The sequence below is a fragment of the Pseudomonas sp. AOB-7 genome (assembly GCF_003696305.1).
Classification (GTDB): domain Bacteria; phylum Pseudomonadota; class Gammaproteobacteria; order Pseudomonadales; family Pseudomonadaceae; genus Aquipseudomonas.
This window is the reverse complement of sequence record NZ_RFFK01000006.1, coordinates 22860-45001: the sequence shown is the minus strand read 5'-3', so window position 1 is coordinate 45001 and position 22142 is coordinate 22860. Positions and strand designations below refer to the sequence as shown.

General features: G+C 69.0%; 28 protein-coding genes and 1 riboswitch. Of the genes, 8 read left to right on the top strand and 20 right to left on the bottom strand.

Annotated elements, in window-relative coordinates:
• Positions 1-6: 6 nt before the first annotated feature.
• From EA796_RS13145 to nrdR, 10 genes are all read right to left on the bottom strand, one after another.
• Entirely contained in the window at positions 7-651 is a 645-nt protein-coding gene (locus tag EA796_RS13145) for a TIGR02281 family clan AA aspartic protease (RefSeq protein ID WP_122108922.1), read from the bottom strand.
• A gap of 17 nt (positions 652-668) precedes the next feature.
• The gene (locus EA796_RS13140; protein WP_122108921.1) at positions 669-1403 is read right to left on the bottom strand and encodes an ABC transporter substrate-binding protein; all 735 of its coding nucleotides are present in this window, start codon (positions 1401-1403) and stop codon (positions 669-671) included.
• A gap of 11 nt (positions 1404-1414) precedes the next feature.
• Positions 1415-1942, bottom strand: a complete 528-nt coding sequence (locus tag EA796_RS13135) for a phosphatidylglycerophosphatase A (RefSeq protein ID WP_021442491.1) — start codon at positions 1940-1942, stop codon at positions 1415-1417.
• Positions 1943-1957: 15 nt separating this feature from the next.
• Positions 1958-2911 (bottom strand): thiamine-phosphate kinase, encoded by a 954-nt coding sequence (gene thiL / locus EA796_RS13130; protein WP_122108920.1) that lies wholly within the window; start codon positions 2909-2911, stop codon positions 1958-1960.
• A gap of 66 nt (positions 2912-2977) precedes the next feature.
• Positions 2978-3457, bottom strand: coding sequence for a transcription antitermination factor NusB (gene nusB, locus EA796_RS13125; protein WP_021444362.1), 480 nt, complete (start codon positions 3455-3457; stop codon positions 2978-2980).
• On the bottom strand, positions 3454-3930 hold the full coding sequence (gene ribE / locus EA796_RS13120) for a 6,7-dimethyl-8-ribityllumazine synthase (RefSeq protein WP_012019761.1): 477 nt from the start codon (positions 3928-3930) through the stop codon (positions 3454-3456). The genes nusB and ribE overlap by 4 nt, the downstream gene beginning before the upstream one ends.
• 139 nt (positions 3931-4069) lie before the next feature.
• Positions 4070-5149, bottom strand: a complete 1080-nt coding sequence (gene ribBA / locus EA796_RS13115; protein ID WP_021444361.1) for a bifunctional 3,4-dihydroxy-2-butanone-4-phosphate synthase/GTP cyclohydrolase II — start codon at positions 5147-5149, stop codon at positions 4070-4072.
• A gap of 12 nt (positions 5150-5161) precedes the next feature.
• The gene (locus EA796_RS13110; protein WP_021444360.1) at positions 5162-5824 is read right to left on the bottom strand and encodes a riboflavin synthase; all 663 of its coding nucleotides are present in this window, start codon (positions 5822-5824) and stop codon (positions 5162-5164) included.
• A 126-nt stretch (positions 5825-5950) separates the two neighbouring features.
• A riboswitch (FMN riboswitch) is annotated at positions 5951-6093 on the bottom strand.
• 219 nt (positions 6094-6312) lie between these two features.
• Positions 6313-7419 carry a bifunctional diaminohydroxyphosphoribosylaminopyrimidine deaminase/5-amino-6-(5-phosphoribosylamino)uracil reductase RibD gene (gene ribD / locus EA796_RS13105; RefSeq protein WP_122108919.1) on the bottom strand — a complete coding sequence of 369 codons (1107 nt, stop codon included), beginning with the start codon at positions 7417-7419 and terminating at the stop codon, positions 6313-6315.
• The gene (nrdR, locus tag EA796_RS13100) at positions 7416-7883 is read right to left on the bottom strand and encodes a transcriptional regulator NrdR (RefSeq protein ID WP_021445840.1); all 468 of its coding nucleotides are present in this window, start codon (positions 7881-7883) and stop codon (positions 7416-7418) included. Before nrdR ends, ribD begins: the two co-directional genes overlap by 4 nt.
• 110 nt (positions 7884-7993) lie before the next feature.
• Here nrdR and EA796_RS13095 point away from each other — a divergent pair, with 110 nt between their 5' ends.
• The 3 genes from EA796_RS13095 (at position 7994) to trxA (ending at position 10062) form a co-directional block, all read left to right on the top strand.
• On the top strand, positions 7994-8434 hold the full coding sequence (locus tag EA796_RS13095; RefSeq protein WP_122108918.1) for a YbaY family lipoprotein: 441 nt from the start codon (positions 7994-7996) through the stop codon (positions 8432-8434).
• Positions 8431-9090, top strand: a complete 660-nt coding sequence (locus EA796_RS13090) for a methyltransferase (RefSeq protein ID WP_122108917.1) — start codon at positions 8431-8433, stop codon at positions 9088-9090. The genes EA796_RS13095 and EA796_RS13090 overlap by 4 nt, the downstream gene beginning before the upstream one ends.
• A gap of 99 nt (positions 9091-9189) precedes the next feature.
• The gene (trxA, locus tag EA796_RS13085) at positions 9190-10062 is read left to right on the top strand and encodes a thioredoxin (protein ID WP_122108916.1); all 873 of its coding nucleotides are present in this window, start codon (positions 9190-9192) and stop codon (positions 10060-10062) included.
• 110 nt (positions 10063-10172) lie between these two features.
• On the opposite strand, the gene EA796_RS13080 is transcribed toward trxA, so the two are convergent.
• Complete coding sequence (locus EA796_RS13080; RefSeq protein ID WP_122108915.1) at positions 10173-10523, bottom strand: hypothetical protein; 351 nt, start codon at positions 10521-10523, stop codon at positions 10173-10175.
• Positions 10524-10633: 110 nt separating this feature from the next.
• On the opposite strand from EA796_RS13080, the gene EA796_RS13075 reads away from it, so the two are divergent.
• From EA796_RS13075 to EA796_RS13060, 4 genes are all read left to right on the top strand, one after another.
• Positions 10634-11212 carry a DUF2796 domain-containing protein gene (locus EA796_RS13075; protein WP_122108914.1) on the top strand — a complete coding sequence of 193 codons (579 nt, stop codon included), beginning with the start codon at positions 10634-10636 and terminating at the stop codon, positions 11210-11212.
• Positions 11213-11322: 110 nt separating this feature from the next.
• Positions 11323-12030 (top strand): ABC transporter ATP-binding protein, encoded by a 708-nt coding sequence (locus EA796_RS13070; protein WP_122108913.1) that lies wholly within the window; start codon positions 11323-11325, stop codon positions 12028-12030.
• 1 nt (position 12031) lies between these two features.
• Positions 12032-13297, top strand: coding sequence for an FtsX-like permease family protein (locus EA796_RS13065; protein ID WP_122108912.1), 1266 nt, complete (start codon positions 12032-12034; stop codon positions 13295-13297).
• A gap of 58 nt (positions 13298-13355) precedes the next feature.
• A complete protein-coding gene (locus EA796_RS13060; RefSeq protein ID WP_021444502.1) occupies positions 13356-13877 on the top strand; it encodes a DUF3299 domain-containing protein in 522 nt (173 codons plus the stop codon).
• A 143-nt stretch (positions 13878-14020) separates the two neighbouring features.
• Here the strand turns inward: EA796_RS13060 and EA796_RS13055 are convergent, their stop codons facing one another.
• The 6 genes from EA796_RS13055 to EA796_RS13030 are packed head-to-tail and all read right to left on the bottom strand — an operon-like array spanning position 14021 to position 18892.
• Positions 14021-15118, bottom strand: a complete 1098-nt coding sequence (locus EA796_RS13055) for a tetratricopeptide repeat protein (protein ID WP_122108911.1) — start codon at positions 15116-15118, stop codon at positions 14021-14023.
• Positions 15119-15120: 2 nt separating this feature from the next.
• Positions 15121-15810, bottom strand: coding sequence for a TonB family protein (locus EA796_RS13050; protein WP_122108910.1), 690 nt, complete (start codon positions 15808-15810; stop codon positions 15121-15123).
• Positions 15810-16220, bottom strand: a complete 411-nt coding sequence (locus EA796_RS13045; RefSeq protein ID WP_031303020.1) for a biopolymer transporter ExbD — start codon at positions 16218-16220, stop codon at positions 15810-15812. Before EA796_RS13045 ends, EA796_RS13050 begins: the two co-directional genes overlap by 1 nt.
• A gap of 11 nt (positions 16221-16231) precedes the next feature.
• A complete protein-coding gene (locus tag EA796_RS13040) occupies positions 16232-16780 on the bottom strand; it encodes a MotA/TolQ/ExbB proton channel family protein (protein ID WP_122108909.1) in 549 nt (182 codons plus the stop codon).
• Positions 16773-18122, bottom strand: a complete 1350-nt coding sequence (locus EA796_RS13035) for a MotA/TolQ/ExbB proton channel family protein (RefSeq protein ID WP_122108908.1) — start codon at positions 18120-18122, stop codon at positions 16773-16775. Before EA796_RS13035 ends, EA796_RS13040 begins: the two co-directional genes overlap by 8 nt.
• Positions 18119-18892 carry a DUF3450 domain-containing protein gene (locus EA796_RS13030; protein ID WP_122108907.1) on the bottom strand — a complete coding sequence of 258 codons (774 nt, stop codon included), beginning with the start codon at positions 18890-18892 and terminating at the stop codon, positions 18119-18121. Before EA796_RS13030 ends, EA796_RS13035 begins: the two co-directional genes overlap by 4 nt.
• Positions 18893-19085: 193 nt before the next feature.
• Here EA796_RS13030 and EA796_RS13025 point away from each other — a divergent pair, with 193 nt between their 5' ends.
• Positions 19086-19769 (top strand): OmpW family protein, encoded by a 684-nt coding sequence (locus EA796_RS13025; protein WP_021443655.1) that lies wholly within the window; start codon positions 19086-19088, stop codon positions 19767-19769.
• 53 nt (positions 19770-19822) lie between these two features.
• Here EA796_RS13025 and EA796_RS13020 read toward each other — a convergent pair whose 3' ends face one another.
• The 3 genes from EA796_RS13020 to EA796_RS13010 are packed head-to-tail and all read right to left on the bottom strand — an operon-like array spanning position 19823 to position 22137.
• A complete protein-coding gene (locus tag EA796_RS13020; protein ID WP_122108906.1) occupies positions 19823-20746 on the bottom strand; it encodes an NAD-dependent epimerase/dehydratase family protein in 924 nt (307 codons plus the stop codon).
• Complete coding sequence (locus EA796_RS13015) at positions 20739-21623, bottom strand: sugar nucleotide-binding protein (protein ID WP_122108905.1); 885 nt, start codon at positions 21621-21623, stop codon at positions 20739-20741. Before EA796_RS13015 ends, EA796_RS13020 begins: the two co-directional genes overlap by 8 nt.
• A 19-nt stretch (positions 21624-21642) precedes the next feature.
• Complete coding sequence (locus EA796_RS13010) at positions 21643-22137, bottom strand: single-stranded DNA-binding protein (RefSeq protein ID WP_122108904.1); 495 nt, start codon at positions 22135-22137, stop codon at positions 21643-21645.
• Between the last annotated feature and the right edge of the window lie 5 nt (positions 22138-22142).

Sequence of the window (22142 nt, the reverse complement as noted above, 5' to 3'; positions counted from 1 at the left end):
TGATTCTCAAAGCTTGGATTCGAGCACCAGCATCCCCTGCTCCTCACGCCAGCCGACCCGGCCGAGGTAGCTCATGCCCAGCAGCGCCTCGTGCGGCGCGCCGCCCTCCAGCACCACGGCCTCGACGCCGAGCACCTCCAGCTCGCCGAGCTTGACCCGATCCAGCTTGACCTGCCATCCGCGGGCGATACCGCTCGCGGTGTTGACCTGCAGCGGCCGGCCGCTGACCCGGTAGTCGATGCCCAGGCGCTTGGCATGCCCCTCGTTGAGCGCCACCGAGGTGGCGCCGGTATCCACCAGAAACTGCACGCTCTGGCCATTGATCGAGCCGGCCACCCAGTAGTGGCCGCCGATGCCCTTGGCGATGCTCAGGCGCTTCTTCACCGGTTCGGCGAAGCCGGCGCTGTATTCGCGGCTCAGCGGATAGCTGCGCTCGACGCCGTCGACGCGCAGCACCGCACCCTGCTTGTCGACGCTGACCACCTGCACCCCGCCCGGCCCGCTCTGGCCGACCCGCACCAGCTTGCGCTGGCCGTCGACGTTGAGCACCGCCGCGCCGGGGAACAGGCCGACCACCTGCACCTGCGAGGCGGCCCAGCACAGCGGGCCGAACAGCAGGCCGAGGACAACGAGGCAGTGGCGCAAATGCATGGGGACGGCCTCCCGGCTCAGTCGAAGGGATAGGGTTGCTGCCAGTGCTGGAACAGCGGGCGCAACTCGCCGCTGGCCACCAGCTCGCCCAGACGTCGGTCGTAGACCTCGGCCAGGCTGCGGCCGCGCGGGGTGTCGGCGAAGCCGAGGTACAGCGGCAGGCGGGTCAGTTCGCTGATGCGGTAACGCCCGGCGTCCGGCGCCTCGCTCAGCACGTCGTCCACCTCGGTGCGGGCGTCGATATAGAAATCCGCGTGGCCCAGCTCGAGCATGCCGAGGATACCGCTGCGCCGGTGAATTTCCCGGTAGTCGCGCACATTCGGCAGATAGGCCTGGTAGCCGTAGCCGCGCATCCAGGCCAGGCGGTAGTCGGCGAGGTTATCCAGGGTCAGTTGCGGCTTGTCGCGCAGGCCGAGCGCGGTGATCTGGTCGGCGTCGTAGTGCCAGCGCGGGTAGAACACGCCCTCGCTGACCTCGTCGCGGTAGGAGCCCACCCAGGCATCGGCCTCGCCACGCTGCACCAGGCCGATGGAACGGGTATAGGGCACGCTGTGAATGCGCAAGGCGACGCCGGCCGGCTCGAACACCCGGCGCAGCACGTCCCAGGCCAGCCCGGTGCCATCGGCATGGGTGTGCCCGTTCCACACCTCGCTGGCCAGGCGGATCTCGCCGGGCGGGGCGTCCTGCGCCTGCGCCCCGCTCGCCCCGATCAGCAGCAACACGCCGGCCAGCAGCCAGCCCGTCAGCGCCATGCCCTTGCCCTCTAGAAGCCCAACGATGCCGCGTAGCTGTCCCAGCCCCAGACCAGGCCCTGCATGGCCAGCCAGGCGAACACCCCGGCGATCACGTCGTCGAGCATGATGCCGACGCCGCCGTGCACATGGCGGTCGATCCAGCGGATCGGCCAGGGCTTGACGATGTCGAACAGGCGGAACATGAGAAAGCCTAGCAGCAGCCAGACCCAGCCCTCGGGCACCAGCCACAGGGTGATCCACATGCCGACCATCTCGTCCCAGACGATGCCTTCGTGGTCGTGCACCCGCAAGTCATCGGCGACCTTGCCGCACAGCCAGAAGCCGAACAGCATGGTCACCCCCAGCATCAGCCAGTAGCCCCAGTCCGGCAGCATCTGCCACAGCGGCACGAACGGCAGCGCCACCAGCGAGCCCCAGGTGCCCGGTGCCTTGGGCAGGGTGCCGGAGCCGAAGCCGAAGGCGATGAAGTGCCAGGGATTGCGCCACACCGAAGGCGGGACGTACTCGGCGGGAACCTGGTTGGGGTGATCGGTCACGCGGCATTCATCCTGTCAGAAATGTTGGTAACCGCTGTGCGGCGGCGCGACGAGCCGCCCCGCACCATCCAGCAGCTGCACGCCGTTGCCGGCCAGCACCCGGCCGATGGCGCGCACCTCGGGCCAATCGGCCTGCAGGTCGGCGAGCAAGGCTGGCGGTAGGGTAAAGGCCAGTCGGTAGTCGTCGCCACCGCTCAGCGCACAGGCCAGCGCCTGCCGCTCGCCGGCGAACGCCAGCAATGCCGGCGACAGCGGCAGCCGCGCCTGTTCGACCTGCAGGGCGACACCCGAGGCCTTGGCGATATGCCCGCAGTCGGCGAGCAGACCGTCGGAGATATCCAGCGCCGCCGTGGCCCGCCCGCGCAGGGCCTGGCCCAGCGCCAGCTGCGGCTGCGGCGACCAGTAGCGCGCCAGCAGGGGCTCGGCGAGTTCGGCCGCGGCCGTCCGCTGCCCCAGCACCAGCGGCAACGCGCCGGCACCGTCGCCGAGACTGCCGCCGACGCAGAGCAGATCGCCGACCCGCGCGCCGCAGCGAGTCAGCGCCTGGCCAGCCGGCACCCGGCCGAACACGGTCAGGGTCAGGCTCAGCGGGCCGCGCGTGGTGTCGCCGCCGACCAGCGCCAGCGAACAGTTCTGCGCCATCAGCTGCAGGCCGCGAGCGAACTCGGCCAGCCAGATGTCCTCGGCGGCGGGCAGGGTCAGGGCCAGGGTAAAGGCCAGGGGCGTGGCGCCCATGGCGGCCAGGTCGCTGGCCGATACCGCCAGCGCACGCTGGCCGAGCAGGAAGGCATCGCAGGATTCGGGAAAATGCACCCCGGCGACCAGGGTGTCGGTGGACACCGCCAACTGCTCGCCGGCGGGCAGCGCCAGCAGCGCGCAGTCGTCGCCGATGCCGCGAACCACGCCGTCGCCGCCCTGGGCGCAGGGGGCGGCAGCGAAGTAGTGGCCGATCAGCTCGAACTCACCCATGGAGCCTCCCCTCTCCCTCTGGGAGAGGGGTTGGGGGTGAGGGTGCTCGGACAACGCGATCCATGCTCAACGCTTGTTGGCACCCACTTCGGCGGCACGCAGCTTGGGCGCCAGCTTGTCGAGGATGCCGTTGACGAACTTGTGCCCGTCGGTGGCACCGAACACCTTGGCCAGCTCGATGCCCTCGTTGATCACCACCTTGTAGGGCACGTCGACGCGGTTCTTCAGCTCGTAGGTGGACAGGCGCAGGATGGCCAGCTCGACCGGATCGATCTCTGCCAGCGGGCGATCGAGCAGCGGCGTGAAGGCCTCGTCCAGCTCGGTCTTCTGCCGCGGCACGCCATGCAGGATCTCGTGGAAGTAGGCGCCGTCGACCTTGCTGAAATCGTTGTCGACGCGGAACTGCGCTTCGATCTCGTTCAGCGGCTGGCCGGCGATGTGCCAGGAGTACAGGGCCTGCATGGCCAGGGTACGGGCCTCGCGGCGGGCGAGAATCTTGCCGCTGGGGCCCTTCTTGGCCGGCTGGCCGTTACCGGAGTTGCTCACTTGGCCTCCAACTGCGCCAGCAGGCTGACCATTTCCAGGGCAGACAGCGCAGCTTCGGCACCCTTGTTACCCGCCTTGGTGCCGGAACGTTCGATGGCTTGTTCGATGGAGTCGACGGTCAGCACGCCGAAGGCGACCGGTACGCCGTACTCCATGGACACCTGAGCCAGACCCTTGGTGCACTCGCCGGCGACGTATTCGAAGTGCGGAGTGCCGCCACGGATGACCGCGCCAAGGGCGATGATCGCCGCGTACTCGCCGCGCTGAGCGACCTTCTGGGTGACCAGCGGAATCTCGAAGGCACCTGGCGCGCGGATGATGGTGATGTCGCTCTCGCTCACGCCGTGGCGAACCAGGGCGTCGATGGCGCCACTGACCAGGCTCTCGACGACGAAGCTGTTGAAACGGCCTACCACCAGGGCGTATTTGCCCTTCGGGGCGATGAAGGTACCTTCGATGGTCTTCAGGGTCATGACGGGTCTCACTAGGGTTAAAGAGCCGGAGCGGCGGTGCGCTCCGAAAAAGTAAAATTCGTGCTCCCAGGGGAGCTGGCGTTGCTCCCCTCTCCCATAAATGGGATAGGGTCATCAGCTTTGGCCCTTCGGGCCACTGTCAGTCAGCCGGCAGGTATTCTACAACCTCGAGATCGAAGCCGGATATCGCGTTGAACTTCATCGGCGAGCTCAGCAGGCGCATCTTGCGCACCCCGAGGTCGCGCAGGATCTGCGAGCCGGCGCCCACCGTGCTGTAGGTGGCCGGAGTCGCCGGCTGCTGGCGGCCGAGGTGGGCCAGCAGCTCCGGGCCGGTCAGCGGGTTGCCCAGCAGCAGCACCACGCCGCTGCCGGCCTTGGCCACCTCGGCCATGGCCGCGCGCAGGCTCCAGCGCCCCGGCTGGTTGACCAGGAACAGGTCGCGCAGCGGGTCCATGTTGTGCACCCGCACCAGGGTCGGCTCCTCGGCGCACAGCTTGCCCAGGGTCAGCGCCATGTGCGCGGTGTCTTCCACCGCGTCGCGGTAGGTGACCAGGTTGAACTGGCCCAGCTCGGTGTCCAGCGGCTGCTCGCTGATGCGTTCGACGGTGCGCTCGTGGATCAGGCGGTAGTGGATCAGGTCGGCGATGGTGCCGATCTTCAGACCGTGCTGCTCGGCGAAGGCCTCCAGCTCCGGGCGACGGGCCATGGTGCCGTCGTCGTTCATGATCTCGCAGATCACCCCGCTCGGCTCGAAGCCGCCCATGCGCGCCAGGTCGCAGGCCGCTTCGGTGTGGCCGGCGCGCGCCAGTACGCCGCCGGGTTGGGCCATCAGCGGGAAGATATGACCGGGGCTGACGATATCGTCGGCCACCGCATTGCGCGCCACCGCGGCCTGCACGGTGCGCGCCCGGTCGGCGGCGGAGATGCCGGTGGTGACGCCTTCGGCGGCCTCGATGGAGACGGTGAACTTGGTGCCGAAGCCGGAACCGTTGCGCGGCGCCATCAGCGGCAGCTTGAGCAGCTCGCAGCGCTCGCGGGTCATCGGCATGCAGATCAGGCCACGGGCAAAGCGGGCCATAAAGTTGATGTGCTCGGCGGTGACACATTCGGAGGCGATGATGATGTCGCCCTCGTTCTCGCGGTCCTCGTCATCCATGAGGATGACCATCTTGCCGGCGCGGATGTCTTCGATCAGTTCTTCAGCGGTGTTGAGCGCCATCGGGGCGTCTCCTCAATTCTTCAGGTAGCCGTGTTCGGCGAGAAAGCTTTCGGTCAGGCCCGAGGCCTTGGGTTCGGCGGCCTTGTCGCCGAGCAGCAGGCGCTCCAGGTAGCGCGCCAGCAGGTCCACTTCGAGGTTGACCTTACGCCCGGCCTGGTAGTCGACCATGATGGTCTCGGCCAGGGTGTGCGGCACTATGGTCAGTTCGAACTCGGCGCCATCGACCGCGTTGACGGTCAGGCTGGTGCCGTCGACGGTGATCGAGCCCTTGTGCGCGATGTACCTGGCCAGCTCGCGCGGCGCGCGCACCCGGAATTGCACGGCGCGGGCGTTATCGGCACGCGAGACGATCTCGCCGACGCCGTCGACGTGGCCGCTGACCAGATGCCCGCCGAGGCGGCTGGTGGGGGTCAGGGCCTTCTCCAGGTTGACCGCACTGCCGGGCTTGAGATCGACGAAGGCGGTGCGCGCCAGGGTCTCGCGGCTGACGTCGGCCCAGAAGCCGTCGCCGGGCAGCTCCACTGCGGTCAGGCACACGCCGTTGACGGCGATGCTGTCGCCGAGCTTGACGTCGCCCAGGTCGAGTTTGCCGGTGGCGACATAGACGCGCACATCACCGCCCTTGGGGGTCATGGCACGGATGCTGCCGATGGCTTCGATTATGCCGGTGAACATGCGCCCTCCGGTTTCTCACTGAAGATGATGCGAAACAGCATGGACGAACTCCTGTTTGGGTCAGAAACAGGGCAATGCCGATCGATAGGGATTTCACGGACGCGCACGCGGCGTCCGAGGAGGGAATCCCGCTCTCTCTTTATCCGGACTATACCGTCGGCCCCGGGATCGCACCGGGTCTGCTGACCTCGCCGAAACGAGCGCTCGCGGGCTAGGCAGAATCTGCCATTACCGCCGGTGGGGAATTCCACCCCGCCCTGAGAACGTTGCGGCCAGTCGCCCGGCCGAGTGGCGTTTTACCATATTTATCGCCGCACCGCATGGCCCCAGGGGGACGCCGTGGCGACCTGCCGTCGGCAGGTTGGGCTGAGGAGCCTGCGACCAAGCCCAACATGGGCGTGGGGATCGCCGGGATCGTGGAGAATGCCAAGATCGCCGGGCGGAGCGCGGCGCGCTCCCTGTTGGGCTTCGCTGCGCTCAGCGCCAACCTACGGCCGCGCGGTGATCTGCCAGTCGTCGCCGATGGCGCGGATATCCACGATCTGCAGCTCGGGCGCCTCGGCCATGCGGTTGAGCGGCAGGTCGAGCAGCGGCCGGGCACTGGAGCCGAGCAGCTTGGCCGCCATGAAGATGCGGTATTCGTCCACCAGCCCGGCGCGGGCGAAGGCGCCGGCCAGGCGCGGCCCGGCCTCCACCAGCACCTCGTTGGCGCCGCGCGCGGCCAGTTCTTCGAGCAGCTTGCGCAGGTTGACGTGACCGTTGCTGCCGGGCACGGCGAGCAGTTCGTGGCCCTCCTGCTGGTAACGCTCGCGCGCCAGCGCGGCGGCGCAGGTCGCCACCAGCGCCGGCCCGGCCTGGAAGAAGGCCTTGTCCAACGGCACCCGCAGGCGTCCGTCGACCAGCACGCGCAACGGCGGACGGCGCTGCGCCAGGGCGGTCAGCTCGGCGCCCAGGCCCAGTTCGTCGGGGCGCACGGTCAGCCGCGCGTCGTCGCTCAGCACGGTATCGGCGCCGCTCAGCACCACGCTGGCCTGGGCGCGCAGACGCTGCACCTCGGCACGCGCCGCCGGGCCGGTGATCCACTGGCTCTCGCCGCTGGCCATGGCGGTGCGCCCGTCCAGGCTCATCGCCAGCTTGACCCGCACCAGCGGCAGGCCGCTCTCCATGCGTTTGACAAAGCCGGCATTGAGCGCTCGCGCCTCGCTTTCCAGCACGCCGCTGCGCACCTCGATCCCGGCCTCGGCCAGGCGCTTGAGGCCCTTGCCGGCGACCTGCGGATTGGGGTCCTGCATGGCCGCCACCACCAGCGCCACTCCGGCGGCGATCAGGCCGTCGGCGCAGGGCGGGGTGCGGCCGAAATGGCTGCAGGGTTCCAGGGTGACGTAGGCGGTGGCGCCGCGCGCCAGCTCGCCGGCCTGGCGCAGGGCGTGCACCTCGGCGTGCGGCTCGCCGGCACGGGCATGCCAGCCTTCGCCGACGATGCGCCCGTCACGCACGATGACGCAACCGACCCGCGGATTGGGATGGGTGGAGTACAGGCCCTTGCGCGCCAGCTGCAGGGCGCGCGCCATGAAGGCGTGGTCGTGTGCGCTCATCGGGCTTTCGACGGCTCGCGAGAGAGACGTTCGATCTCCTCGCGGAACTCGTTGAGATCCTGGAAACGCCGGTACACCGAGGCGAAACGGATGTAGGCGACCTCGTCGAGCTTGCGCAACTCGCCCATCACCAGCTCGCCGAGCACCAGGGACTTCACCTCGCGCTCGCCGGTGGCGCGCAGTTGCTGCTTGATGCGGGCGATGGCTTCCTCGAGACGCTCGACGCTCACCGGGCGCTTCTCCAGCGCGCGCTGCATGCCGGCACGCAGCTTGTCCTCGTCGAACGGCTGGCGGCTGCCGTCCTGCTTGATCAGGCGCGGCATCACCAGTTCGGCGGTCTCGAAGGTGGTGAAGCGTTCGCCGCAGGCCACGCATTCGCGGCGACGGCGCACCTGATCGCCCTCGGCGACCAGACGCGAATCGATGACCTTGGTGTCGTTGGCGGCGCAGAATGGACAATGCATGGCAGGCGCTGGCAGGTGGCGGCAAAGGCGCCATGGTAGCGCATCGAAGCGGCAAGACAAGCCAGGTGCTTTAGGCTATATAGACGCCCGCCCGAACAGCAGAAGACGCCATGAACCTATACCTGCCGCTGCTTGCCCTGATCCTCACCGGCCTGCTCGGCGCCTGCGCCAGCGAGCCCGCTGCCCCGCCCGCGCCGCCGCCGAGCCCGCCGAGCGCGGCGCCCGCGGTCGAGCCGCGCAACCTGCTGCCCAGCCTGCGCGGTCAGCTGCTCGGCGTGGCCGCCGGCGCCGAGGTGGATCTGGCGCTGCTGGCGGTCGACGCGCGCGGGCGTCCCGCCACCCTGCTCGGCCACCTGCTGCTGCGCGGCGACGGCAACCCGCTGCCCTTCGCCCTGCACTTCGAGCCGGCCAGTTTTCCCGGCGACCAGCGCGTCGAACTGCGCGGCCGCGTCACCCAGTCCGGGCGCCTGGTGCAGCGCCTGCCGGCGCAAACCATCGCCGCCCCGCAGAGCCGCGACCTCGGTCCGCTGCGCCTGGTGCCGGCGCCATGAGCGCCCCGGCATCCCTGCAAGGCGCGCTGAGCGAACTGCTCGGCGATGCCCGCCTGGTGGCCGAGACGCTGCCCGGCAGCGACATCGCCCTGTGGCTGATCGACGCCGGCAATATGGACCGCGCCTTCAGTCCCGAGGAAACCCGGCGCATCCTCGAAGAACCGCCCTACTGGTGCTTCTGCTGGGCCAGCGGCCTGGTGCTGGCGCGCTGGCTGGCCGAGCGCCCCGAGTGGGTGCGCGGCAAGCGCGTGCTGGATTTCGGCGCAGGCAGTGGCGTGGCCGCCATCGCCGCAGCCAAGGCCGGCGCCGCCGAGGTGGTGGCCTGCGACCTCGACCCGCTGGCGCTGGCCGCCTGCCGCGCCAATGCCGCGCTCAATGGCGTGACGCTGGACTACTCGGCGGATTTCTTCGCCGAGGCCGACCGCTACGACCTGATTCTGGTGGCCGACGTGCTCTACGACCGCGCCAACCTGCCGCTGCTCGATCATTTCCTCAGCCGCGGTCGCCAGGCGCTGGTGGCCGACTCGCGGGTCAAGGACTTCCAGCACCCGCTGTACCGCCGCCTGGCGCTGCTCGACGGCTGTACCTGGCCGGATCTGGCCGAGCCGGCCGAATTCCGCGAGGTCAGCCTGTATCATGCGCTACGACCGAGGTAGCCCGGATGCAGTCCGGGGAACAGGCAGCAGCGCCACCCCTTGTTTCGCGGGTCGCCTGCCCGCATTAATAGACCATTGCCCCGCCCTTCGAGACCGACCATGAGCGATTCCCCCTATATCTTCGACGTATCCGGCGCCGCCAGCTTCGAACAGCTGGTGATCGAGAACTCCTTCCACAAGCCGGTACTGGTGGACTTCTGGGCCGAATGGTGCGCGCCGTGCAAGGCGCTGATGCCGCTGCTGGCGAAGATCACCGAGCAATACGCCGGCGAACTGCTGCTGGCCAAGGTCGACTGCGACGTCGAGCAGGACATCGTCCAGCGCTTCGGCATCCGCAGCCTGCCCACCGTGGTGCTGTTCAAGGACGGCCAGCCGGTGGACGGCTTCGCCGGCGCCCAGCCGGAAGCGGCGATTCGCCAGATGCTCGCCCCCCATGTCGCCGAGCCGGCGCCGGCCGCGGCCGACCCGCTGGAGGCCGCCCAGGCGCTGTTCGCCGACGGCCGCTTCGCCGACGCCGAAGCGCTGCTCAAGCAGCTGCTGACGGAGAACAACGAGCACGCCGCGGCGCTGATTCTCTACGCCCGCTGCCTGGCCGAGCGCGGCGAACTGGGCGAAGCCGAGGCGGTGCTGAATGCGGTGCAAGGCGACGAACACAAGCAGGCCCTGGCCGGCGCCAAGGCGCAGTTGACCTTCCTCCGTCAGGCCGCCGACCTGCCGGAAGTGGCCACCCTGAAGAGCCGTCTGGCGCAGGACGCCGGCGACGACGAGGCGGCCTATCAGTTGGCCGTGCAGCAGCTGGCCCGCCAGCAGTACGAACCGGCGCTGGATGCCCTGCTCAAGCTGTTCGTGCGCAACCGCGGCTACCAGGACGGCCTGCCGCACAAGACCCTGCTGCAGGTGTTCGACCTGCTCGGCGGCGACCACCCGCTGGTCACCGCCTACCGCCGCAAGCTGTACCAGGCGATCTACTGACTCAGGCCGGAACCCGGACGATAGCTTGGGCTGAGCGCCGCGAAGCCCAACACCGCGCACCAGAGACAGCGGCAGAACGCTTTGTTGGGCTTCGCAGGCTCAGCACCGACCTAGGCTGGCTCGCCCACCCAGCGATAGATCGGCGCATCGGCGCCGGTTTCCATACGGATCTGCGCGCAGTGGCGCAGGCGCACCAGCAGGCGCTTGCCGGCCGCCTCGCCGCCGGCCAGCGCGGCCAGTTGGCCGAGCAGCTGCGGCCCCTCCACCTGCCCGGCGTCGCGCACCAGTTGCAGGGCGGTCTGCCAGAGCGCGTCATTGCTGCCGGCCGAGACGGCCGGCGCTGGCACCTCGGTCGCCGACGCGACACTCAGGCCTGCCGTCAGGCGCGCCCAATCCTCGGCCTCCAGTTCCACAGTCAGGTCCACCGGCCAGTCGCCGATGCGTCCGCGTATGCGCAGCATGATCGTTCTCCCATTCCCAGCGCCCATGCTCCCATGACGCCTGTGCGCTGGCCAGGCCGGCACAAAAGTTGTTATAACGTAACGATTAAAACCCGTACCGGAGACGCCCCATGCGCCGACTGCTGCTCGCCCTGCCCTTCGCCCTGTTGCCCCTGGCCGTCGCCCAGGCGCATGAACACAAACACGACCACGATCATCATGACCACGCACACGACAGCCTCGGCGCTCACGAGCACGGCGTCGCCAGCCTCAACGTGGCGCTCGACGGCCAGACCCTGGAGCTGCAGCTGGAAAGCCCGGCGATGAACCTGGTGGGTTTCGAGCACGCCGCCAAGAGCGACGCCGACAAGGCCAAGGTGGCCACCGCCAAGGCCGAACTGGAACAGCCGCTGAGCCTGTTCGCCCTGGCCGCCGGCGACTGCAAGGCGACCCAGGTGGAACTGCAGAGCCCGCTGTTCGGCGATGCAGGTCACCATGACCACGACCATCATGAGCATCAGAGCGAGCACAGCGAGATCCACGCCCACTACCGTTTCGACTGCGCCCGCGCCAACGACTTGAAACAGTTGGACCTGGCCGAGCTGTTCAAACGCTTCCCCGCCACCGAGAAGATTCAGGTACAACTGATCGGCCCGAGCGGCCAGCAGGGCGTGGAACTGACCCCCGCCCAGCCGCGCCTGAGTTTCTGAAGCCGTAGGGTGGATGACGCTCTTCTCATCCACCGTGGGAGCGCCATGGTGGATGGGTGAAGCGTCATCCCCCCTACACGCAGGCCCATAAACCACCCGATAGCCGGACCATGACCCAATCCCTGATCGACCTCGCCGACCTCGGCTTCGCCTGGCCCGGCCAGGCGCCCTTGCTGGACATCCCCCGCTTCACCCTCGAGCGCGGCGAGACCCTGTTCCTCAAGGGCCCCAGCGGCAGCGGCAAGACCACCTTGCTCGGCCTGCTCGGCGGCGTGCAGAGGGCCCAGCGCGGGCATATCCGCCTGCTCGGCCAGGACCTCGGCCAGCTCTCGGCCGGCGCCCGCGACCATTTTCGCGTCGATCACACCGGCTACATCTTCCAGCAGTTCAACCTGCTGCCCTTTCTCTCGGTGCGCGACAACGTCGAACTGCCCTGCCGCTTCTCGCGCCTGCGCGCCGAGCGTGCGCGCCAGCGCCATGGCAGCGTCGATGCTGCCGCCGCCGCCCTGCTCGACCACCTCGGCCTGCGCGCCGACCTGCTCGGGCGGCGCGCCGACGAGCTGTCGATCGGCCAGCAGCAGCGTGTCGCCGCCGCCCGCGCGCTGATCGGCCAGCCGGAACTGGTGATCGCCGACGAACCCACCTCGGCGCTGGACTTCGATGCCCGCGAGGCCTTCCTCCAGCTGCTGTTCGCCGAATGCCGCGCGGCCGGCGCCAGCCTGCTGTTCGTCAGCCACGACCAGAGCCTGGCGCCGCTGTTCGACCGCAGCCTGTCGCTGGCCAAACTCAACCGCGCCACGCGCCCCCAGGAGGCCTGAGATGCATCTGATCCGCATCGCCCTGGCCAGCCTGGCCAATCGCCGCTTCACCGCGCTGCTCACGGTGTTCGCCATCGCCCTGTCGGTGTGCCTGCTGCTGGCGGTGGAACGGGTGCGCACCGAGGCGCGCGCCAGCTTCGCCAACACCATCAGCGGCACCGACCTGATCGTCGGCGCGCGCTCGGGCAGCGTCAATCTGCTGCTGTATTCGGTGTTCCGCATCGGCAACGCCACCAACAACATTCGCTGGGACAGCTTCGAGCGCTTCGCCGAGCACCGCCAGGTCAAATGGGCCATCCCCATCTCCCTCGGCGACTCGCACCGCGGCTACCGGGTGATGGGCACCAGCGCCGCCTACTTCGAGCACTACCGCTACGCCCGCAGCCAAGAGCTGCAGCTGGCCCAGGGCCGCGCCTTCGCCGAGGATCCCTTCGAGGTGGTGCTCGGCGCCGAAGTGGCCCAGGCCCTGGGCTACGCCCTCGGCGAGCAGATCGTCCTGGCCCACGGCGTGGCCCGCATCAGCCTGGTCAAGCACGACGACAAGCCGTTCACCGTGGTCGGCATCCTCGCCCGCACCGGCACCCCGGTGGACCGCACCCTGCACATCTCCCTGGCCGGCATGGAGGCGCTGCACATCGACTGGCAGAACGGCATGCCGGCGCGCGGCGCGGCGCAGGTCAGTGCCGAGCAGGCGCGCGCCATGGACCTGCAACCCAAGCAGATCACCGCGATGCTGCTGGGCCTGAACAGCAAGATCGCCACCTTCAGCCTGCAGCGCGAGATCAACGAGTTCCGCGGCGAACCCTTGCTGGCGATCCTCCCCGGGGTGGCCCTGCAGGAGCTGTGGAGCCTGATGGGCACGGCCGAGCAGGCGCTGTTCGTGGTCTCGCTGTTCGTCGTGCTGACCGGCCTGATCGGCATGCTCACGGCGATCCTCACCAGCCTTAACGAACGCCGCCGCGAGATGGCGATCCTGCGCTCGGTGGGCGCGCGGCCCTGGCATATCGCCAGCTTGCTGGTGCTGGAGGCCTTCGTCCTGGCCCTGGCCGGCGTGCTGCTCGGCCTGCTGCTGCTGTACCTGGGCATCGCCGCCAGCCAGGGCCATGTGCAGGCCAACTACGGCCTGTATCTGGCGCTCAATGCGCCGTCGAGTTACGAATGGAAGCTGCTGGGCGCCATCCTCGCCGCCGCCCTGCTGATGGGCAGCGTGCCGGCCTGGCGTGCCTACCGCCAGTCGCTGGCGGACGGCCTGTCGATCAGGCTCTGAGGCAAAGTGGGTAGCGCCTGGCGTACACTGCGCGGGCGCTCCTACAACGAGGTTTTCCATGTCCCGCCCCTTGCTCGCCACCCTGCTGCTCTCGCTGGCCCTGCCGCTGGCCGCCGCCGAGGTGCGCGAACTCACCTGGTCCGAACTGGTGCCGGCCGATGCGCCGCCGCAGCAGATGGACGCCGCCCCTATCCACGACCTCTCGCAGCTGGCCGACGCCCTGGCCGAGTCCGGCCCGGCGGCCATGCAGCAATCGCCGGCCGCACCGGTGGTGAAGGAACTGGACGGCCAGGCCATCAAGCTGCCCGGCTACATAGTGCCGCTGGACGTGACCGACGAAGGCCGGGTGATCGAGTTCCTCCTGGTGCCCTACTTCGGCGCCTGCATCCACGTGCCGCCGCCGCCGTCGAACCAGATCGTGCACGTCACCAGCGAGCTGGGCGTGCTGCTCGATGCGCTGTACCAGCCGTTCTGGGTCGAGGGGCCGCTGAAGGTCGAGCACGTCAGCAGCGAACTGGCCGAGGTCGGCTACCAGATGACGGCGGACAAGATCTACGCTTACGAGCTGCCCGATAGCTAAGCCGCCCGCGACACAAAACGAAAAAGCCAGACCCCAGGGTCTGGCTTTTTCGTTGGCAAAGGCTGCGCTAGCGCCGGTGTAGGAGTGGCTCTAGCCGCGAAACCCTCGCCGCGCTGCGCACGCCGCCCCCAAGGGTCGCTGGCCTAGCTGCGACTGGCGACTCGGTTTTCCTGCTCGAAGCGCAGCTCGCTTTCCGCCCACTGGCGCCAGGAGCGCACCTTGCTGCGTTCGGCGCCGCTGCGCTCGGCACGCGCCAGCGCCTCCAGGCCGGCCTGCCAGCGCGCCTGCTCCAGCTCCAGCTGGGCGACGTACAGCCAGTGCTTGCCGCTGCCGCTGCGCTCGGCCAGTGGGCGCAGCACACGCACCGCTGCGGCGCGATCGCGCGCCTGCCACCAGAACAGGCCCAGACGCTCCTGGCGCGCCGCGGTGTTGGCCAGCTGGCCGCTGTCGAGCATGCCGGCAAGCAGCTTGGCGCCCTGCCAGGGTTGATCCGCTGCGCCGGCGAGCAGCACCAGGTTGTCCAGCTCGGACTCGCTGAAACGCAGACCCTTGCTGTGCGCCGCACGCAGGGTGGCCAGCGCCTTGTCCTGGCTGCCGGCCATCTGCTGCAGCCCGGCCAACTGGCGCCAGCCCCTGGCGTCGTCCGGCTTGCGTGCCAGCAGCTGGCGCTGCCAGCGCTCGGCCTGGGCATAGCGCTTGAGGTCGGCGTTGGCGCCGACCAAAAACTGCAGCCAGATATCGCCGGCCTTGGGATTGGCCTGTACGTAACGCTCGGCCAGTGGCAAGGCCTTGGCCGGCTGGTTCAGGCCCTGATAGGCCTGCACCAGCATCTGCAGCACGTCTTCGGAGGCCTTGCCCTGCTCCGGCGCCAGCAACTCCACCACCTTGGCGAAACGGCGCTCGCCGAGGTTGAGCTTGGCCAGGTTGAGGCGTTCGCCGGCGAGCATCTGCTCGTCCAGCTTGCCGCTGCGCACGGCCTTGTCCAGCCAGTCGATGGCCTGGCCGTTGTGACCGGCCGACCAGGCCACATAGGCCTGGCTGCGCCAGATCAGCGCCTCTTCGAGGCTGCCGCTCTTGGCCTCGGCAGCCTCCAGCGCCTGGCGCGCCGCGCCGTGATCGCCCTTCTGCTGCGCCGCCTGCGCGGCATTGAGGGCGCGGAACACGGCCGGGTCGATGGTTTGCTGGGCCATGCCGGGCACGGCCGCAGCGCTGAGCATCACGAGCAACAACCAACGGTACATGGTCAGCTCCTTTGCAGACGGAAGTAGAGGGTTTTCACCGCCTCGCGATCCACCGCCAGGCCGCCCTCGGTGCGCGGCGCGAAGCGCCAGCGCGCGGCGGCGCGGCGCGCCTCGCGTTCGAACACGTTGCGCGGGTTGGCCTCCAGCACGCGGATGTTCTCCACGTTGCCGGAGCGGTTGATGGTGAAGGCCAGCTTGACGAAGCCTTCGATGCCGCGCTGCAGGGCGTAGCGCGGGTAGTCCGGGCGCACGTCGTTGAGCGGCATCACTTCGCTTTCCATGCCGCCCATCTGCCCGCCAGAATCGGCCGCGGTGCTCGGCGGCGTCGGCGCCGGCGCCGGCGCCCCCGGGGCCAGGCCGGACAGGCTCGGCGCCGGCGCACTGTTGACGGCAATGCCGCTGGCCAGGCTGGGCAGCTGGATATCCAGGGCCGGCAGCTTGGCGCTCGGCGTGGCCGTCTGCGGGGTGGGCGGCGTCGGCGGCTGCGGGGTCTGCGGCTGCGGCGGTTGCGGCGCCTGCTGGCGGGAGCGGCTGGCCGTCTCGCTGGCGTTGCCGTCCATGCGCACGAAGTTGGCCACGCTGACCGGCTCTTCGCTCGGCTTGGCGCGGGGCGGGGCGACCATATAGAGCATCAGGGCGAACAGGCCCAGGGCCATCAGGCAGGCGCCGAGAAAGGACAGCGGCAGGCGCATCAGTTGACTCCGCTACCGGCAGCCAGCGCCACGTCCTGCACACCGGCCAGGCGCGCCTGGTCCATGACCTGCACCACCAGGCCGGTGCGTGCGTCCTGGTCGGCCTGCACCACCACCGCGCCTTCCGGCTGGTCGACGCGCATGCGCTCGACGTGGGCGCGCACGCTGCGGATATCCACCGGCTGCTTGTCCATCCACACCTGGCCGTCGGCGGTGACGGCGATGAGGATGTTGCCCTTGTCCTGCGGGTTGGCGGTTTCCGCCTGCGGCCGCTGCACTTCGACGCCGGACTCGCGGATAAAGGAGCTGGTGACGATGAAGAAGATCAGCATGATGAAGACCACGTCGAGCATCGGCGTGAGGTCGATGCCGGTGTCTTCGTCCTGCTGGTGGTGACGACGCATTCTCATGTTGGGCGATCTCAGTCGTGACGCAGCTGGTCGGCCAGCCGCTCGATGGCCTGGCTGGCTTCGCGCTCGAGGCGCGCCAGGCTGAACAATCCGGGAATGGCCAGGACCATGCCGGCCATGGTCGGCAGGGTCGCCTGCCAGACGCCGGCGGCCATGCCGCGCGGGTTACCGGTGCCGTTGAGGGCGAGCACGTCGAACACCGCGATCATGCCGACCACGGTGCCGAGCAACCCCAGCAGCGGATAGAGTGCCACCAGGGTCTTGCTCAGGCGCAGCGGCGCGGCCAGCTGCTGGCGGGCCTGAGCCAGCCAGGCGGCGCGCACCGCCCGCTGCCAGTTGCCGGTGTCGTCGGCCAGCACCTGCTGCCAGGCCTCGCGGCGCTCCTGCACCCAGCGCGGGAAGACCCGGCGCATGTACCAGAAGCGCTCGAACACCAGGGTCCAGAACACCACGCAGAGCGCGGCCAGCGCCCACATCACCACGCCGCCGGCGCCCATGAAGTCGCGCAGCGCATGGGCGCTGTCGACCAGGTGCAACCAGAAGGCGAACAGCTCAGTCACGGCGCGGCGCTCCCGACAGGTGCAGGGCGATCAGGCCGGCGCTCTGCTGCTCCAGAATCTGGATCAGGCCCTTGCTGCGGCTGGCCAGCAGGCTGTGCAGGAACAGCAGCGGGATGGCCACCACCAGACCCAGCACGGTGGTCACCAGCGCCTGGGAGATGCCGTCGGCCATCAGCCGCGAGTCGCCGCCACCGCTCTGGGTGATGGCCTGGAAGGTGACGATCATGCCGGTCACGGTGCCGAGCAGGCCGAGCAGCGGCGCCACCGCGGCGAGCAGCTTGAGCAGGCCCTGACCCTTCTCCAGCGGCGGGGTCTCCTGCAGGATCGCCTCGTCCAGCTTCAGCTCCAGGGTTTCCAGATCGGCCAGCTGCGGCTTCGGCCCCAGCACGCCGATCACCCGGCCCAGCGGGTTGTCGCCCCGCGGTGCGCTGAGGTCGTGCATCTGCGCCTTCACGCCGCTGCCGACGCGGCCCAGGTAGACCATGCGCCAGGCCGCCAGGAGCAGGCCTAGCGCGCCGAGCACGACGATCACCCAACCGACCAGGCCGCCCTGCTGCAGGCGATCCCACAGCGTCGGCTGCTGCTGCAGCTGCGCCAGCAGGCTGCCGCGGCTGGGGTCGATGGGCAGCGTGGCGAGGGCATCGCGGCTGTCCAGGTAGTCTTCGACCTGGCCCAGGCCGGAGGGTTGCCGCGGCGGCGCCACCAGCTCGCCGGCGTCGGCGTCGTAACGCAGGAAGGCGTCCTCGCCGTAGACCGCGAAGGCGCCGACGCGCAGCACCTGCTGCTCGCTGCGCGAGCCATCGGCAGCGACCACCGGCAGCTGCACGCGCTCGATGCGGCCGCTGGCGGCCAGGTCTTCGAGCAGCAGCATCCAGTAGCCGTCGAGGTCTTCGGCAGACGGCAGCGAGCGGCTCTCGGCCAGTGCCTTGAGACGCTTCAGGCGCTCGGGGTACTGGGCGTTGAGCAGGCTGTCCTGCCACTGCCCGGCAACGTCGCCGGCGCTTTGACGCACCACGCCGAACAGCTCGCCGAGGTGGCCGACGCGCTGCGCCAGGAGTTTTTCCTGTTCGGCCAGCTCGGCCTCCTGACGGTCGAACTCGGCCTTCAGCCGCTCGGCCTCGGCCTTCTGCAGGTTCAGTGCAGAGCGGGCCGCGGCGAGCAGTTGCGCCTGCTCGCCGCGCGTGGCGAGGAAGGCCTGCTCGCGCTCCTGCATGGCGCTGACTTCGGCGGCGCGCTCGCTGCGGATGCGCTGCAACAGTTGATCGGGGCTGAGGGTTTCGGCCACGGCGGCCAGCGCCGGCAACAGGCTGAGCGCCAGTACGGCTACAACACGACGACTCATTGGGCGGCCTCCTCGGCCAGGGTCTTGATCGGCAAGGACAGCACGGCGGGCGCCTGCTGCTGGCGGGCAATGGCGATGGCCTGGGTCAGCGGACGCCGCGCGCTGCCGTCGAGCACCTGCCAGGCCTGGGCCTGCGGGTTCCACCAGCCGCTCTCGTGGGCGTCGAGGGTCTGGTAATAGAGCATGCTGCGGCCCAGGCGGAGGAATTCGACGCTGCGCGAGCCGCCGTCGGCCTGGCTCAGCTCGCCGCGCCAGGCCTCCAGGGTGCGGCCGTAGTCGCTCTCGATCTGGTAGGCCTCGAGGATGCGCCGGTACTTGTCGGCCAGGCTGACGTCGGCGCGCGGCAGCAGATCCTGCAGCTGGGCCAGACGATCCTCGCGCTCCTCGGGGAGGAACGGCAGGTCGGCGGCGATGAACTGGCCGAGTACCTCGACCATCTTGACCATCTGCGGGCTGACCGCCTCCTGGGTCCGTTCGATGCCGTCCAGCTGCTGCTGGTAGCTGGCCAGCTCCTGACGCTGGGCTTCGACCAGGTCACGAAGTTGACTGTTATAACCTTTCAATGCCTCAGCCTGCTGCAAGGCATTGCGGTACTCGGTGAGCATTTCGCGGCTGGCATCGTCCAGCTGCTCGACGCGGCCCTGGGAGGCCTTGGCCTCGGCGGCCAGGCGCTGGCTCTCGTCCAGTGCGGCATCCAGCGGCGCGGCAGCCAGCGAACCGCTGGCCAGCAGCAGGGCGACGGCCAGGGAGCGAAGGGGGAAGCGATTCATGCGGAGAAGGTCCTCGACAGACAGGCTTGCTGCAAAAAGAGAAACATTATCATCTGCAAAGCACAATCGAAGCAATGGACAAATCGTTGCGTGTAGAGCCCGCTCATCCATTGAGCTGGATCAAAGAGCCAATCGATGCATGGCTTAGCATTTATTCCAACCCAGACATCCGCCGACTCGATTGGAGTTCACTATGCACAAGTCGCTGTTCACCGCCTCCCTGCTGGCCCTGGCCATCGCCGCGCCCCTGGCGCAGGCCCACCAGGCCGGCGACATCATCGTGCGCGCCGGCGCCGCCACCGTCGATCCGCGCGAAGACAGCGGCAACATCGATCACGCCGTGCTGGGCAAGGTTCCCGGCAGCGGCGCCACCCTCGACAGCGACACCCAGCTGGGCCTGAACTTCGCCTATATGCTCACCGACCACCTGGGCATCGAACTGCTGGCGGCCACCCCGTTCAGCCACGACGTCGGCGTCAAGGGCATGCCGGGTGCCTTCGCCGGGCTGAACGGCAAGCTGGGCAGCCTCAAGCACCTGCCGCCGACCCTCAGCGCCGTCTACTACCCGCTGGACAAGGCCTCGGCCTTCCAGCCCTACGTCGGCCTGGGCATCAACTACACCTGGTTCTTCGACACCGAGCTGAGCAGCGAGGCCGAAGCCAAGGGCTTCAGCGGCCTGGACCTGAAGGACTCCTGGGGCCTGTCCGGCCAGGTGGGCATGGACTACATGCTGAGCGACCAGCTGATGCTCAACGCCCAGGTGCGCTACATCGACATCGACACCACCGGCACCACCCACCTGGCCGGCGACAAGGTCAAGGTCGACGTGGATGTCGACCCCTTCGTGTACATGGTCGGCCTGGGCTACAAGTTCTAAGCCGTCCTGCAACGAAAAAAGCCGGCATCAGCCGGCTTCTTTCATTCCAGGGGCTACAAGGCGAGCAGACGCCTGAGCCCCTCGCGCAGCGGCGTCGGCGGCGGCAGGCGGTACTGCGCCTGCAGGCGGCGGTTGTCGGCACGGGAATGACGGATATCGCCGGCGCGCGCCGGCAGATGGCTCACCGGCGGCAGGCCGTCACAGAGCGCACCGATCTCCGCCAGCAACTGGTTGAGGCTGACCGCCTGGTTCCAGCCGACGTTGGCCGGCTGCGCGTCGACCTGCGCGCCGGTCAGGCCCTGGACCAGCAGCTCGATCAGATCGCCGACGTAGAAGAAGTCGCGGGTCTGCTCGCCGTCGCCGAACACGCTGATCGGCAGGCCCTGCTGCACGCGCTGGGTGAAGATGCTGATCACCCCGGAATAGGGCGAGGACGGATCCTGGCGCGGACCGTAGATATTGAAGAAGCGGAAGATCGCCGGTTCCAGACCATGCTGGCGGCGGTAGAAATCCAGGTACTGCTCGCTGGCCAGCTTGTCCACCGCGTAGGGGGTCAGCGGCGCCTTGGCGGTGTCCTCGTCGATGGCCTGGCCTTCGCCGTTGTTGCCGTAGACCGCCGCGCTGGAGGCATAGAGCACGCGGCGCACGCCGTGCCGGCGCATGGCCTCGCAGACGTTGAGGGTGCCGACGAAGTTGCTCTGGTGGGTGGCCACCGGGTCGTCCACCGAGGCCTGCACCGAGGCCACCGCGGCCAGGTGCGCCACTGCCGCGCACCCGGCCACCGCCTGGGCAACGACCTCGGCATCGGCGACATCGCCCTCGATCAGGCGCAGGCGCGGATTGTCCAGCGGCAGGTTGCTGCGCTTGCCCATGGACAGGTTGTCCAGCACGCGCACGCCGTGACCGGCAGCCAGCAGGGCATCGACCAGGTGCGAGCCGATAAAGCCGGCACCGCCGGTTACGAGAATTTCAGCCATGACGGTAATAGCGGTCCAGCAGGCTCGGCAGACCGGCACGCCAGGCGCGCGGCTTGATGCCGAAGGTGTGAAGGATTTTCTTGCAGGCCAGCACTGCGTGCTGCGGCTCGTCGGCGGCGTCCGGGCGGGCGGCGTGGGCCTGCGGCGCGATGTCCTCGACCAGGTTGCTGCGGTAATGGCGCGCCTCGCTCAGCACCGCCTGGCCCAGACTCAGCGAGGTGCTCGCCTCATGGCCGCCGTAGTGGTAGGTGCCCCACAAGGGCGATTCGCAGTCGAGCTGCTTGAGCACGGCGAGGATCACCCGCGCGGCATCGTCCACCGGCGTCGGGTTGCCGCGCCGGTCGTCGGCCAAATAGAGCGCGTCGTCGCGCTCGGCGCGCTGCAGAAAGCGCCCGAGCAGACCTTCGCGACTGTCGTCGAGCAGCCAGCCGAAGCGCAGCAGCACATGCCGCGGACAGATCGCCCGCACGCTCTGCTCCAGCCGCCACAGCGCCTGGCCGCGCAACCCCAGCGGAATCGGTTCCTCCTTCTCGCTGTAGGCCGTAGCCCGCGAGCCGTCGAACACCCGGTAGCTGGAAGGTTGCAGCAGGACGATGGCGTGATGCCGGCAGAGTTCGGCGAGCCGCTCGACCGCGCGCTCCTGGGTGGCCAGGCGCGCCTCGGCCACCGCTTCGGCCTGAAACCAGTCGAAGTAGTAGGCCAGATTGACCAGGGCATCCGGGCGGGTGTCGTCGAGCAACTGGGTCAGGCTGGCGGCATCCCAGCCCGATTCCGGCGGTCTGGGCGCGAGGAAGCCGATGTCTTCCTCGGCGCCGAGACGGATCAGCGCTTGCCCCAGGGCACTACCACCGCCCAGCAGCATCAGGCGCATTCGCATAGGCTAGAGCCCGCTCCGCTTAGAACGGGATGTCGTCGTCGAAGCTGTCGTAGTCCGGCGCTGGCTGGGCCTGCTGTTGCGGCGCGGCGCGCTCCTGACGCGGCGCCTGCTGCGGCTCGCGCTGCGGGGCCGGGCGCGACTGGCGCGGCGCACCGCCTTCGTCACCGCTGGGGCGGCCGCCGAGCAGCTGCATGGTGCCCTGCATGTCGACGATGATCTCGGTGGTGTAGCGCTTGATGCCGTCCTTTTCCCACTCGCGGGTCTGCAGCTTGCCTTCGATGTACACCTGCGAACCCTTGCGCAGGTACTCGCCGGCAATCTCGGCGACCTTGCCGAACAGGGCGACGCGGTGCCACTCGGTCTTCTCGACCTTCTGCCCGGTCTGCTTGTCGGTCCACTGCTCGCTGGTGGCCAGGCTCAGGTTGGTGACCGCGTTGCCGCTGGGCAGGTAGCGCGTTTCCGGGTCCTGGCCGCAGGTGCCGACCAGAATGACTTTGTTAACCCCACGGGCCATAACGT